This is a genomic window from Actinoplanes sp. NPDC051388 (genome assembly GCF_055586225.1).
Map to the genome: position 1 here is coordinate 67,315 of NZ_JBVJIP010000016.1, position 13,531 is coordinate 80,845.

Sequence of the window (13,531 nt, forward strand, 5' to 3'; positions counted from 1 at the left end):
GTGACAGACTCCGGGGATGGACTGGCTGGACGCCTTCTACACCGCCAAGTGGCAGGTCACCGCCGACCAGGCGATCTATTGGCGGGAGATCGTGGGCAACGCCTTCGGGCTCGGCTCGGCGCTGTTCGGCCTGCGCCGCAACGTCTGGGCCTGGCCGGTCGGGATCGTCGGCAACGTGCTGCTGTTCACCGTCTTCATGGGCCAGGCGGTCGGCAACGACCAGGGCACACCGCTCTACGGCCAGGCGTCCCGCCAGGTGTTCTTCCTGATGACCAGCATCTACGGCTGGTGGGTGTGGCAGCGCAACCGCAGGTCCGGCGGCGGCAAGGCGGTGACCCCGCACTGGGCGACCAACCGCCAGCGGATCCTCTTCGTCGGCGTGGCGCTGCTCGCGGTGGTGGGCTGCTTCTTCGCCTTCCGCGCGGTGGGCGCCGGGTTCCCGGTGCCGTGGTGGTACTACCTGGCGGACTCCTGGATCTTCGTCGGCTCGATGCTGGCGACCTATGCGATGGCCCGCGGCTGGGTCGAGTTCTGGCTCTGCTGGATCGCGGTGGACCTGGTCGGCGTGCCCGAGCTGCTGCACTTCGGCTACTACCCGTCGGCCATCCTCTACGCGGTCTACGCGGCGTTCGTGATCTGGGGTTTCGTGGTCTGGCTGCGCATCTCGCGACGGGAGCCGATGCCCCGCCTGGACGAACCGGCGATGGAGACCGTCGGCTGAACGGGCCCTTTTCGGGTAAATGGACAAAAACCTCGAATAGGTCGTTCAAGATCACGGCATGCGAATCAGCACAGCTCTCCTGACCGCGTGCGCGCTCGTCGGACTGTCCGCCGCCGCGCCCGCCCACGCGGCCGACCCCGCGGTGTGGACCCAGGATTCCTACGGCCCCGGCCACACCGGATACAACCCCGCCGAGTCGGTGATCAACATCGGCAGCATCGCCAAGCTCAAGCTTCGCTGGACCGCGAAGCCGGAGGCCGGCTCGGAGGGCTGCGAGCCCACGCCGACCGTGCCGCTGGTCTACGGCGGCCGGATGTTCATCATGGACAAGGGCACCGTCGGCGCCTACGACGTGAAGACCGGCAAGCGGCTCTGGCTCTTCGGCGTGCCCTACGTCGACGTGGCCGGCCTGGCGATCGTGGACGGCCTCGTGATCACCACCGAGATCAACTGCTTCTCGAACAGCAACTACGACACCAACGTGGTGGCGATCAACCCGGTCACCGGCAAGATGGTCTGGGACAGCCTGCAGGGCTACAGCATCAACAGCTATGTCGGCGACAAGGGCGTCTTCGTCGTCTCCGGCTTCTGCGGCATCTGCGACGACGAGCGCTACGGCGTCACCGCCTTCCGCGTCTCCGACGGCAAGCGGCTCTGGCAGCGCACCAACTACGTCCTGGCCGGTCCCGTCTCGGCCGGCGGTCACATCGTGCTGCGCAGCACCAGAGATCCCGAGATCGAGGTCGTCACGATCAAGGACGGAGGAACCGTCTGGGGTACGGGCGCCTGGCAGGCCGCCGCCGCCAACCCGGCCGGTGACCAGCTGTACCTCTTCAACTCGGCGGGTGTCGCGGCGGTCGACGCGAAGACCGCCAAGGCCAAGTGGACGATCAAGAAGGAGTCGGGCGACCTGATCTCGGACGGCAAGCGCGTCTTCGTCGCCTCGGCCAACCGGATCAACGCCTACAACGCCACCACCGGCAAGCTCGCCTGGACCCGGGCGATCGCCTCGCCGGGGCACCTGATCCGGGCCGGCGGCCTGCTCTACGGCACCTCCAAGAAGACCCTGGTGATCCTCTCGCCGACCACCGGCAAGACGGTCGCCCCGGGCGCTTCCTACGGCGCGCTGACCGACCACGTGGTGGCCACCGGCGGCCGCCTCTACACCACGAGCGGCTCGACGGTTCGCGCCTACACCCCGTAAGCCCCGCTCCCCTATTTGAAGCGGCCGGCCTCGATCGAGGCCGGCCGCTTGCCTTCGTGACGGGTCAGGCCGGCGGCAGCGCCCGGATCACGGTCTCGGTGACCGTGGCGGCGGAGCCGTCGGCGGTCACGCGCAGGGACGTGTAGCCGTTTCGAGTGACGGCGGCCCGGTAGGTGCCGTCGGCGTTGCGACGCACCTTGACGGCTCGCCACGTCGCGCCGTCGTCGGAGGAGACGTCGAGCGCCACCGACCTGGTGCCGGCCGGGGCCGTCATGCGCACCCCCGCGCCGACCGGGTCGATCCGGACCGTGCCGAGGCCCGGCGCCGCGGCCGGGTCGGGGAACGTCCAGTCCACCGTGGTGGCCGTGGACGTGCCGAATGCGGCCGGGCGGCTCTGCTCCAGATGCAGCCGGTAACCGGCCCGGGTCTTCGGCGCCCGGAAGTTGGCATCGCCGGCGATCGCGGAGATCGCCACCTGCTTGCCGTCGCGGAACAGGATGGTGCTGCCCGGGACGTTGCCGGTCGTGGCGATGTGCCCGGCGCCGTCGCAGTTCATCGCGACCTTGATCCGCAGCCGGTCACCGGTCCAGTCGATGCCGTCGCCGGTCGGGCAGGGTGCGATGACCGGGGCGCCGTAGACGGCGGTGTAGCGCCGGCCCGGCTCGTAGCGCCGCGGCTCTCCGACCGTCCGGACGTCCTCGTAGTTCCCCTCCTCCCGCCACTCGTACATCCCGGTGCTCCACCGGATGCGGTCGGTGGTGTTGAAGTAGCGGGTCGCGGACGGAACCGTGCTGAGCGAGGCGAAGGTCAGCGGGTTCCCCGGGACGTGCACGCCCGCATCCAGGTAGTAGGCGCTGTCGGTGGCCTGCCGGTGCATCTCACCGGTCTCGACCGCCAGGTCCCGGGCGGTGACCGCGGCGGTGAAGCCGGTCGGCGCCCGGCCCTTGACCGGCCACGCGACGTGGTAGGCCGCCGCGCCGGAGGTGTACGACATCCGGACCACGGACAGGAAGCCCTCGCCGTCCGCGCCGAGTTGTGCGCTGCGCAGTGCGCCGCCGTAGCTGTTGACGGAATAGGAAGCCCAGCCACGGGGAGTCCGCACGCCGAACGCGACGGATCCGGCGTCGAACCGGGCGTCGGCGTCCGGAACGGTGACGGTCACCGGCTCGGCGATGCGGGTGTCCACGGTGATGTCCGTCGCGGCGGTGACCGGCACCGAGGGCTGCGCGACCGTGGTGCTGGTCCAGGTGCCGTCGTCCGCCTCGGAGAAGTACTCGGTGATGATCGCGTACCGGCCGGCGGGGACGCTCAGCTCGACGTCCGGCGTCCACGGGTAGTCGTAGACGGTGTCGTGCTGGAACGGTGTGTCCAGCCCGATCACCTGGGTGTAATGGCCGTCGGTGGGCAGCCCGTCGTGGCCCAGCACGTGCAGGTTCAGGTCGACCTTCGCGGTCTCGCGGACCACGGCGACCGGGGTGGTGACGACCTGCCCACCGGCGGTGGCGGTGAGCCGTCCGGTGTGGGCGCCGCCGGTCAGCCCGGCCGGAACGGTGATCCGGGCGGTGGCGGTGCCACCGGCGGGAACGGTCAGCGCGGAGGCGTTCACCGTGAACGGCGCGGTCACCCGCAGGGCCGCCGTCAGGGGCTTGGCACCGTAGTTGCGGTATGTGACGGTCCGGGTGGTCTGGGTGCCCAGGCTCAGGCTCGGCGGGTCGGCCAGCAAGGTGGTGTGCACCGCGCGGGCCACGTCGACCCGGCCCGCGCCCTGGGCGAAGGCGCCGAGGCCCTCGGTCGGCCGGGCGGCGCCCATGAGTGCGGCCTTGAGCTGGGCGGGCGTCCAGTCGGGGTGCCGCTGGGCGAGGATGGCGGCGCTGCCGGCGACGTGCGGCGCGGCGAACGAGGTGCCGGAGCCGACCTCGTACGACCCGCTGCCGGCGTCGCTGCTCAGCGCGTGGGTGATGTCGACGCCCGGCCCGGTGATCTCCGGCTTGATGGCGTCGCCGTCGAGGCCCGGCCCGCGGCTGGAGAAGGCCGCGAGCTTGTCGTCCCGGTCGACGGCGCCGACGCTGAGCGCGGCCGCGGCGTCGGCCGGGGAACCGACGAGGTAGTCGTCACCGTTGTTCTGGTCGTTGCCGTTGTTGCCGTCGTTTCCGGCGGCGACCACGAACAGGGTGCCGTACCTCGCGGTCATCTCGTCGACCGCGGTCTCGAGCGGATCGCTCCCGGCGGTGTTCGGGAAGCCGAGGCTCATGTTGACGACCTTGGCGTGCTCGGTGCCGGCGGTCCATTCCATGGCGGCGATGACCGCGGACTCGGTGGCCTCCCAGTCACCGGCCTTGGCGGAGACCAGCCGCGCTCCGGGGGCGACGCCCCGATAGCGGCCGTCGGACGCGGCGCCGGTGCCGGCCAGGATCGAGGCGACCGCGGTGCCGTGCCCGAGGTAGTCGTGCACGTCCTCGGTGGTGGGGGTGCCGTTGGTGAAATCGGTCTGCGCGGCCACGATCGGGGCGAGGTCGGGGTGGGTGACGTCGACGCCGGAGTCGATGACCCCGACCGTCACCCCCGCGCCGGTGAGCCCTTCCTGCCAGGCGAGGGTGGCCCCGATCTGCTGGACCCCCTCGGCCGCGGTGAACTTTCCCTTGGCGTCGAGCCAGACCTTGCCCCGGTTGGTCCGGGCCTTCCAGGCCCGAGCAAGATCCTTTTTCGGGGTACGCACGGCGGCCGCGCCGATGCTGGGCAGATTGCGCACCCGGGTGCCGCTCGCAGCCGCGCCACCGCCGGCGATCAGCGGCAGGTCGGCGCGCCGGTCGTCGTAGCCGGCCGCGATGAGCCCGGTGACGTCGAACAGCCGTGCGTCGAGTTTGTCGGCGCGCAGCAGCGCGAGGGCGTCGGCCGGGACGACCCGGATGCGGCCGTCCACCGTGCTGGTCGCGAAGGGAATGCCGGCGCGTCCCGGCGCGGGGGCCACGGTGACGGCGCCACCGGTGACGATGACCCGGTCGCCGGTGATCAGCGTGACGGCCTGCGCCGCGCGGGCGGTGGGATTCTCCGCGGCGGCGGCCGGGCTGCCCGCGACCACCGCCGTGGACAGCGCCAGGGCCAACGCCGCTGCCACTGATCTTCTGCTAGGTGTGAACACACCCAGGAAGACGAAGTGGAAGCTTGTTTTGTGCACATCGAACAACGGTTGAAGCTGTGGACTCAGGTGACCAGCCGTTGCCGGACGGCCTCGTCGACCTGCTCCCGGGAATATCCGCGCAGCACCACCGTGAACCCGGTGGCGCGCAACCTGTCGCGCGCCGCGGCCCGGGCGAACTGGTCGTCCGAGGCCAGCGCCTCGTCGGCGACGGTCAGCGCCCGGTCCACCTGGGCCCGGTCGTAGCCCCGGAAGGCGGCCCCGAACCGCCGGCCGCGCGGCGGGGCGGGTGCGGTGGCGTGCGGGATGGTCTCCGCGCCGTCGCCCAGCTTGGCGCGGAGCTCGGCGATCTCCTTGTCGACCTGCTCGCGGTCGTAGCCACGCAGGGCCACCGCGAAGGAGGCGGTGCGCAGAGCACCGCGGGCCTCGGCGCGCAGGCCCTCGTCATCCGATGCCAGCGCCGCGTCGGCGAGCGCCAGCACGCGCTCGACCTCCGGCAACTCGTAGCCACGCAAGACGATGGTGAAGTGCCGTTCCATGGGCGGGAGCCTAAGGGATCGAATCCGGCCCCGGGGGCGCCGATCGCGCGGCGTATTCTGCGGCGGTGGGACTGCGGTTCGAGACGCGCGGGTCCGACTCGCCGTGGATCGACTCCGTGTGGACGTGCACCAGCGAGCGGGTCGCCGCGATGACGTCCGTCGCCGGGACACGCTGGGGCCTGGTGTTCTGGGCACAGGGCGGCCGGGCACACGCGGGCATCACCGGGCCCGAGACCCGCACCGGCACGGCGCCGGTGCCGGAGGGCGCGACCTTCACCGGCATCGAGTTCGCCACGGGCACCTCGTTGCGGGTGGCGCCCGCGCCGGCGCTGGTCGACGGGGGCATCCAGCTCCCCGACACCACGCGCCGGACCTTCCGACTGGACGGCGCACGCTGGGAGACGCCCGGCCCCGAGGATGCCGAAGCCCTCGTCAACAGGCTCGTCCGGGCCGGGGCCGTGGTCCGTGACCCGCTCGTCGCCGAGGTGCTTCGAGGGCATCGCCCGGCCGTCTCGGGGCGCACGGTCGAGCGCCGGTTCCGGGCCGCCACCGGACTGACCCGGAGCGCGGTCCGGCAGATCGAGCGGGCCCGCACGGCGGCGCGGCTGCTGGCGGCCGGCGACCCCACCGCCGACGTCGTGGCCAAGCTCGACTACTTCGACGAGCCGCACCTGGCCCGGGCTCTGCGCTCCTACGTCGGGCGCACCGCCGGGCAACTGCGTGCCGGCGCCGACGGCGCGATCGCCCTCGACCTGGATCAGCGCCGGACGTCGTAGACCAGCTTGACGATCCCGTTCGCATAGGTCTCCGACTCCCGCAGCGTCAGCATGTGCTTGTCCCGGTCGGCCCGGCCGAACACACTCTTTCCGGCACCGAGCAGAACCGGGAAGACGAGCAGGTGGTACCGGTCGATCAGGTCCGCGTCCGACAGTCGCCGGGCCAGCTCGGCGCTGCCGTGGATGAAGATCGCACCGCCCTCGCCCGCCTTGAGCGCGGCGACGTCCGCGGTCGAGCGCAGGATCGTCGTCGGCCCCCACCCACTGACCACCGCGTCGTCGGGCAGCGTCGCCGACACCACGTATTTGGGCAGCTCCCGATACGCGGCGTGGTCCTCCGATCCGGGCCAGCTCGACGCGAACGCCTGGTAGCTGCGGCGGCCGAACATCAGCGCCGTCGTGCCGGCCAGTTCCTCGCCCTTCAGCGACCAGGCTTCCGGGACGAACTCGAGGTCCTTGACCACCCACCCGCCGCTGCGGTGCTCCTCCCCCGGTCCGCCGCCGGGCGAGTCCACGACGCCGTCCAGCGACATGAATCCGGTGTAGACCAGGTCACGCATTGCACTGTCTCCTCATGGTCGGGCCCGTCATGGTCGGGCGGCTGCCGAGGTTCACGCTAGATCGCCGCCGCGGCGGCCGTCTTGGACGGAAACGACAGTTCAGGGGACCACGACGACCTTGCCACGGGCCCGGCCGTCCATCACATAGCGCAGCGCGTCGGGGGCCTCGGACAACGCGAACGTGCGGTCCAGGGTCGGCGTCAGGGTGCCCGCGGCCAGCATCTCGGACAGCGTCTCCAGGTCCTCGCGGCGTTCCAGGGCCAGCAGCCAGGGCAGCCGCTGGCGGGTGAACGGCCGGATCGCCGTCGCCCGGAGCTGGCGCAGCACCGCGCCGCCGAGCCAGCGCCCGTCGTCCTCGCCGCCGAGCATCACCAGGGCGCCGCGGGGAGCCAGCGCCGCCCGGAGCACCCGCAGCGCGCGCAGGCCGGCCAGGTCGAAGATCACGTCGTAGCCGTCGCCGAGCCCCTCGCGGGCATAGTCGATCACCCGGTCGGCGCCGAGCGCGCGGACCATCTCGGCCTTGCCCGCGCTGCACACCCCGGTGACCGACGCGCCGCGGGCCACGGCCAGCTGCACGAGGAAGGTGCCGATGCCGCCGCCCGCGCCGATGATCAGCACCCGCTGCCCGGCCCGGACGCGGCCCGCGGCGAGCGCCTGCAGGGCCGTGTAGCCCGAGGTCGGCGTGGCGGCGGCCGCCTCCGGTGTCACGTTCGGTGGCCTGGGCACGAGCGAGGTGGCCTTGGCGATGGCGTATTCGGCGAAGGCGCCACGGCAGGTGCCGAACACCTCGTCGCCCACGGCGAGGGTGCTCACCCCCGTACCCAAAGCCTCGATCTTGCCGGCGACGTCGCTGCCCCGAACCTGAGGCTTGGGGGCGCGCAGCCCGAGGCCCAGCCGCGCGGCGCGCGGGAGGCCGGTCATCCAGTGCCAGATGCCGGGGTCGACGCCGGCCGCGGAAACCCGGAGCAGCACCTCCCCGGGGCCGGGCACCGGACGGTCCCGGTCGGCGAATTGCAGGGAGTCGTAGGAGCCATACCTGTCCTGTGCGATCGCCTTCACGGCGTCTCCTCCTGGTGCGGGTATTGAAAGACCTGCTCTAGTGGCACGGCGAAGACGCGGGCGATCTGGAACGCCACCTCCAGCGAGGGCGAGTAACGCCCCTGCTCGATGGCGATCACGGTCTGCCGGGTCACGCCGATGCGCTCGGCCAGCTCGGCCTGGGTCATCTCGCCGCGGGCGAACCTGAGCGCCCGGATGTCGTTGGTGATCCGGGTCGGCTTCACCACGGGTGGAAGCCCTTGCGGTAGGCGAAGATCTTGGCCGTCGAGCCGAGGATCGCGGAGAGCACGAAGGCCAGATAGATCACGTTGGCGATCCAGAAGTACGACGACTCGAGCAGGGCCAGGATCAGCGCCCCCACCGCGCCGATGACCAGCATCGACTGGCCGATGTGCTCGCCGAACCGGTCGATCTCGCGGTCGCGCTGATCCTTCTGGTTCGCGCCCTCGGGCCAGACGATCGCGGCCGCGATGCTCAGCACGATGCCGCCCGCGATGCCGGCGCCGATGGTCCAGAGCATCACCGGGCGATAGGCCGCGCCGGTCGCGATCAGCGCGACATAGATCGCATAGCCGAGCACCGCGACCACGCCCAAGATCCATGCTCGTCGTTCTTCCGCTGCGATAGATGCCATGCCGACCAATGTATAGAATTTTTGACACGAGGTCAAAGTTTGCTGACACATGACAAATGTCAGTGGCTGAGTGAGCGCTCGCTCATTAGAGTGGGCGCGTGCAGGAAGCCCGCCGCCGGCGCCAACCGGCCATGGCCCCCGAGGACCGCCGGGCGGCCCTCATCGACGCGACCATCCCGCTGCTCTATGAGCAGGGGCTCGACGTGAGCACCAAACAAATCGCCGGCGCCGCCGGGGTCGCCGAGGGCACGATCTTCGGCGTCTTCGAGAACAAGAACTCACTGCTGGTCGCGGCGCTGGTCAAGGCGCTCGACGCGCAGCCGTTGCTGGACGCGCTGACCGCGATCGACCCGGCCCTCGGCCTGCGCGAGCGGCTGACCATCGCGGCCAATCTGGTGCAGCACCGGTTCGCCGACAACGCGCGGCTGCTCGGCGCGGCGCGGATGCTCTCGCACGCGGTCGGCAGCCACGAGGAGGCCGCGGCCCGCATGAAGAAATCGCGCGAGGCGATCGAGGCCACGCTGACCGCGGTGATCGAGCCGGACGCGGCGGTCCTGCGCCGCTCCCCCGGCGCGACCGCACGGCTGCTGCTGCTCTTCGCGGGCGCCAACACCTACGGGCCGTTCGCCGACCCGGAAAACTTCGACGGCGCCGAGCTGGCGTCACTGCTGCTCGACGGCCTGCTCGCCACCGAGGCGGAGAGCGGCCTGGTCATCATCGAGAACGGGGACGAGTAGTGCTGCTCAAACTCCTTCGCGGCCATCTGCGGCCGTACCGGAAAGAGATCTACCTGGTGGTGGGTTTCCAGCTCGTGCAGACGCTGGCGACGCTCTACCTGCCCACCATGTTCGCCGACATCATCGACAACGGCGTGGTGAAGGGCGACACCGGCTACGTGATGATGGTCGGCAGCGAGATGCTGGGCATCACGCTGCTGCAGATCGCGGCGCAGATCGTGGCCGTCTATTTCGGCGCCCGGGTGGCGATGGCGGTCGGCCGGGACGTGCGGGCCGCCATCTTCGACAAGGTGCAGGACTTCTCGGCTCGCGAGGTCGGGCAGTTCGGCGCGCCGTCGCTGATCACCCGCAGCACGAACGACGTGCAGCAGGTGCAGATGCTGGTGCTGCTGACCTTCACGCTGATGGTGTCCGCGCCGATCATGTGCGTCGGCGGCGTGCTGCTGGCGCTGCACCAGGACGTGCCGCTGTCCTCGCTGATCCTGGTCGTGGTGCCGATCCTGGTGTTCCTGATCGGCCTGATCATCCGGCAGATGCGGCCGCTGTTCCGCTCGATGCAGGTGCGCATCGACAAGATCAACCGCATCATGCGCGAGCAGATCACCGGCATCCGGGTGATCCGGGCGTTCGTCCGTGACGACGTCGAGCAGGAGCGCTACGGCGAGGCCAACGACGAGCTGACCGACGTGTCGGTGCGGGTCGGCAAGCTGATGGCGCTGATGTTCCCGCTCGTGCTGGGCGTGGTGAATCTGTCCAGCGTGGCCGTGCTCTGGTTCGGCGCGCAGCGGATCGACGCCGGGGCGATGCAGATCGGCGCGCTGACCGCGTTCCTCAGCTACCTGATGCAGATCCTCTTCTCGATCATGATGGCCACCTTCATGTTCGTAATGATCCCGCGGGCCGAGGTCTGCGCCGAGCGGATCGAGGAGGTGCTGACCACCGAGTCGTCCGTGCGGATCGCGGCGAACCCGGTGACCACGCTGAGCCGGCACGGCGACCTCGAACTGCGCGCGGTCGACTTCCACTACCCGGGCGCCGAGGCGCCGGTGCTCTGCGACGTCAGCCTGGTCGCCCGGCCGGGCCGGGTGACGGCTGTGATCGGCAGCACCGGCTCGGGCAAGACCACGCTGCTCAACCTGGTGCCCCGGCTCTTCGACGCGACCGGCGGCCAGGTGCTGGTGGACGGCGTCGACGTGCGCGAGCTCGACCCGGATCTGCTGTCCAAGGTGGTCGGCCTGGTGCCGCAACGGCCCTATCTGTTCACCGGCACCGTCGCGACCAATCTCCGGTACGGCAACCCGGACGCCACCGACGAGGAGTTGTGGCAGGCCCTCGACGTGGCGCAGGCCCGCGACTTCGTCGAGCGGATGGAGGGGCGGCTGGACGCACCGATCGCCCAGGGCGGCACCAACGTCTCCGGCGGTCAGCGGCAGCGCCTGGCGATCGCCCGGGTGCTGGTGCACCGGCCGGAGATCTACCTCTTCGACGACTCGTTCTCGGCGCTCGACTATGCCACCGACGCGGCGTTGCGGGCGGCGCTCGCCGAGCACACCACCGAGGCGACCGTGGTGATCGTGGCGCAGCGGGTCAGCACGATCCGGGAGGCGGACACGATCATCGTGCTCGACGACGGCCGGGTGGTCGGCACCGGCACGCACACGGAACTGATGGACGGCAACGACACGTACCGCGAGATTGTTCTTTCGCAGCTCACCGAGCAGGAGGCCGCCGCATGACCGCGCCAGCTCGCAGGCCGGCCGGACCGCCCATCGGGGGCGGACCGGCGCGGATGATGATGGCCGGCGGTATGCCGACCGAGAAGCTCCAGGACTTCAAGGGTTCCACCAAACGACTGCTCGGCCTGCTCAAGCCGCACTCCGTCGCGGTCGGCGTGGTGCTGCTGTTCGGCATCACCAGCGTGGCGCTGTCGGTCTCCGGGCCGCGGCTGCTCGGCCACGCCACCGATGTGATCTTCGCCGGCGTGATCGGCAAGACCGTGCCGGCCGGGACGAGCAAGGCGGACGCCGTCGCCGCGCTGCGGCAGCAGGGCGAGAACACCAAGGCGGACCTGCTCTCGGCCGTCGACTTCGTGCCCGGCCAGGGCATCGACTTCACCGCCCTGTGGCACATCCTGGCCTGGGTCGCGCTGCTCTATGTGGGCGCCTCGCTGTTCGCCATGTTCCAGGCCCGCACCACCGCGGTCGTGGTGCAGAAGGTCGTCTCCCAGCTGCGGGTGGACGTCGAGACGAAGCTGTCCCGGCTGCCGCTGTCCTATTTCGACCAGCAACCGCGCGGCGAGGTGCTGAGCCGGGCCACCAACGACACCGACAACATCGCGCAGACATTGCAGCAGACCTTCGCCCAGCTGATGACGGCGCTGCTCACCATCATCGGGGTGCTCGCGGTGATGTTCTGGATCTCGCCGCTGCTGGCGATCATCGCGCTGGTCACCGTGCCGGTCTCGTTCTGGCTGACCACCACCATCGGCAAGCGGGCGCAACCGCAGTTCGTCGCGCAGTGGGGCACCACCGGGCGGCTCAACGGGCACATCGAGGAGATGTTCACCGGCCACTCGCTGGTCAAGGTCTTCGGCCGGCAGAAGGAAGCGGCGGACACCTTCCAGGAGCACAACGACCGGCTGTTCGCGTCGAGCTTCCGGGCGCAGTTCATCTCCGGCCTGATCCAGCCGGCCATGATGTTCATCGGCAACCTGAACTACGTGCTGGTCGCGGTGGTCGGCGGCCTGCGGGTGGCGTCCGGCTCGCTGACGCTGGGCGAGGTGCAGGCTTTCATCCAGTACTCGCGCCAGTTCAGCCAGCCGCTCAGCCAGGTGGCCAGCATGTCCAACCTGGTGCAGTCCGGCGTGGCCTCGGCCGAGCGGGTGTTCGCCCTGCTCGACGCGCCCGAGCAGTCGCCGGAGCCGGCCCCGGTCGAGATGCCTCCGATCAGCGGCCGGGTCTCCTTCGAAAACGTCTCTTTCCGGTACGTGCCGGAGAGCCCGCTCATCGATGACCTGTCGCTGACCGCGGAACCCGGCCAGACGGTCGCCATCGTCGGGCCCACCGGCGCCGGCAAGACCACCCTGGTCAACCTGCTGATGCGGTTCTACGACGTGACCGGCGGGCGGATCACGCTGGACGGGGTGGACATCGCGACCATGCCGCGACCCCAGCTGCGCGAGCACATGGGCATGGTGCTGCAGGACACCTGGTTGTTCGGCGGGACGATCGCGGAGAACATCGCGTACGGCGCGGACTCGTTCTCGATGGCCGCCGTGCAGCGGGCTGCCGAGGCGGCGCACGTGGACTCCTTCGTGCGGATGCTGCCGGACGGCTACGAGACGGTGATCGACGAGGAGGGCTCGAACGTCAGCGCCGGGCAGAAGCAGCTCATCACGATCGCGCGGGCGTTCCTGGCCGAGCCGAGCATCCTGATCCTGGACGAGGCGACGAGCTCGGTGGACACGCGTACCGAGGTGCTGATCCAGCGGGCCATGAACTCGCTGCGCTCGGGCCGGACCAGCTTCGTCATCGCGCACCGGCTGAGCACCATCCGCGACGCCGACGTGATTCTGGTGATGGAGTCCGGCGCGATCGTCGAGCAGGGCACGCACGATTCGCTGATGGCCGCGGGCGGCGCCTATGCCCGGCTCTACTCGGCGCAGTTCGCGGAGGCGGCGGTGGAGGTCGACGGCTAACTTGTCAGCGTAAAGTTCCGCTGCTAGCGTTCGGTGCATGGTCGACAACGTGCACCAGATCGTCGCCGGGGTGGTGCTGCTCACCGTGATCGGCATCGCCTTCGGCGGCACCTTCCTGCTCCGCGTCTTCGGCGGCGGCGTGCCCGCGAACGACTTGCAGAAGTCCTTCTTCCGGGCCGGGCACGCGCACGCCGGAGTGCTGGTCATCCTGGGCCTGGTGGTGCAGCTCTATGCGGAGCTGGCCGGCATCGGCGCGCTGTGGGCGACCCTGTCCTTCGGGGTGCTGGTGGCGGCGATCCTGATGCCGGCCGGCTTCTTCCTGTCGGTGATCGGCAAGGACCCGCAGAAGCCGAACGGCTTCATGGCCCTGCTCTGGACCGGTGCGGCCTTCCTGACCGTGGGCCTGGCCGGCGCCGGCATCGGCCTGGTCGCCGCCGGCGCTTGACCATTTCCCGAAATTCGGACGCC

13 protein-coding genes are annotated in these 13,531 nt (G+C 70.5%); 7 read left to right on the forward strand and 6 right to left on the reverse strand.

Going from position 1 to position 13,531, the window contains the following annotated elements; translation table 11 throughout:
• Positions 1-16 precede the first annotated feature (16 nt).
• Positions 17-721: a nicotinamide mononucleotide transporter family protein gene (locus ACZ6TI_RS33880; RefSeq protein ID WP_465349281.1), complete on the forward strand. Its 705-nt coding sequence runs from the start codon at positions 17-19 to the stop codon at positions 719-721.
• 58 nt (positions 722-779) lie between these two features.
• Positions 780-1,925: an outer membrane protein assembly factor BamB family protein gene (locus ACZ6TI_RS33885; RefSeq protein ID WP_465349282.1), complete on the forward strand. Its 1,146-nt coding sequence runs from the start codon at positions 780-782 to the stop codon at positions 1,923-1,925.
• A 64-nt stretch (positions 1,926-1,989) separates the two neighbouring features.
• Here ACZ6TI_RS33885 and ACZ6TI_RS33890 read toward each other — a convergent pair whose 3' ends face one another.
• Positions 1,990-5,040 (reverse strand): S8 family peptidase, encoded by a 3,051-nt coding sequence (locus tag ACZ6TI_RS33890; RefSeq protein WP_465349283.1) that lies wholly within the window; start codon positions 5,038-5,040, stop codon positions 1,990-1,992.
• 86 nt (positions 5,041-5,126) lie between these two features.
• Positions 5,127-5,600: a hypothetical protein gene (locus ACZ6TI_RS33895; RefSeq protein ID WP_465349284.1), complete on the reverse strand. Its 474-nt coding sequence runs from the start codon at positions 5,598-5,600 to the stop codon at positions 5,127-5,129.
• Between the two features lie 65 nt (positions 5,601-5,665).
• Here ACZ6TI_RS33895 and ACZ6TI_RS33900 point away from each other — a divergent pair, with 65 nt between their 5' ends.
• Positions 5,666-6,376 carry a helix-turn-helix domain-containing protein gene (locus ACZ6TI_RS33900; protein WP_465349285.1) on the forward strand — a complete coding sequence of 237 codons (711 nt, stop codon included), beginning with the start codon at positions 5,666-5,668 and terminating at the stop codon, positions 6,374-6,376.
• Here the strand turns inward: ACZ6TI_RS33900 and ACZ6TI_RS33905 are convergent.
• From ACZ6TI_RS33905 to ACZ6TI_RS33920, 4 genes are all read right to left on the reverse strand, one after another.
• Complete coding sequence (locus ACZ6TI_RS33905) at positions 6,358-6,936, reverse strand: dihydrofolate reductase family protein (protein WP_465349286.1); 579 nt, start codon at positions 6,934-6,936, stop codon at positions 6,358-6,360. The two genes, ACZ6TI_RS33900 and ACZ6TI_RS33905, sit on opposite strands and share 19 nt — an antisense overlap.
• 99 nt (positions 6,937-7,035) lie before the next feature.
• On the reverse strand, positions 7,036-7,995 hold the full coding sequence (locus ACZ6TI_RS33910) for an NAD(P)-dependent alcohol dehydrogenase (RefSeq protein ID WP_465349287.1): 960 nt from the start codon (positions 7,993-7,995) through the stop codon (positions 7,036-7,038).
• A complete protein-coding gene (locus ACZ6TI_RS33915; protein ID WP_465349288.1) occupies positions 7,992-8,222 on the reverse strand; it encodes a helix-turn-helix transcriptional regulator in 231 nt (76 codons plus the stop codon). The genes ACZ6TI_RS33910 and ACZ6TI_RS33915 overlap by 4 nt, the downstream gene beginning before the upstream one ends.
• A complete protein-coding gene (locus tag ACZ6TI_RS33920) occupies positions 8,216-8,629 on the reverse strand; it encodes a hypothetical protein (protein ID WP_465349289.1) in 414 nt (137 codons plus the stop codon). The genes ACZ6TI_RS33915 and ACZ6TI_RS33920 overlap by 7 nt, the downstream gene beginning before the upstream one ends.
• Before the next feature lie 98 nt (positions 8,630-8,727).
• Between ACZ6TI_RS33920 and ACZ6TI_RS33925 the strand changes: the two genes are divergently transcribed.
• From ACZ6TI_RS33925 to ACZ6TI_RS33940, 4 genes are read left to right on the forward strand one after another with little or no spacing between them, the layout of a single operon-like run.
• Positions 8,728-9,366, forward strand: coding sequence for a TetR/AcrR family transcriptional regulator (locus ACZ6TI_RS33925; RefSeq protein ID WP_465349290.1), 639 nt, complete (start codon positions 8,728-8,730; stop codon positions 9,364-9,366).
• Positions 9,366-11,102: an ABC transporter ATP-binding protein gene (locus tag ACZ6TI_RS33930; RefSeq protein ID WP_465349291.1), complete on the forward strand. Its 1,737-nt coding sequence runs from the start codon at positions 9,366-9,368 to the stop codon at positions 11,100-11,102. Before ACZ6TI_RS33925 ends, ACZ6TI_RS33930 begins: the two co-directional genes overlap by 1 nt.
• The gene (locus ACZ6TI_RS33935; RefSeq protein ID WP_465349292.1) at positions 11,099-13,063 is read left to right on the forward strand and encodes an ABC transporter ATP-binding protein; all 1,965 of its coding nucleotides are present in this window, start codon (positions 11,099-11,101) and stop codon (positions 13,061-13,063) included. The genes ACZ6TI_RS33930 and ACZ6TI_RS33935 overlap by 4 nt, the downstream gene beginning before the upstream one ends.
• A gap of 37 nt (positions 13,064-13,100) precedes the next feature.
• Entirely contained in the window at positions 13,101-13,508 is a 408-nt protein-coding gene (locus tag ACZ6TI_RS33940; RefSeq protein WP_465349293.1) for a hypothetical protein, read from the forward strand.
• The last annotated feature ends 23 nt before the right edge of the window (positions 13,509-13,531 follow it).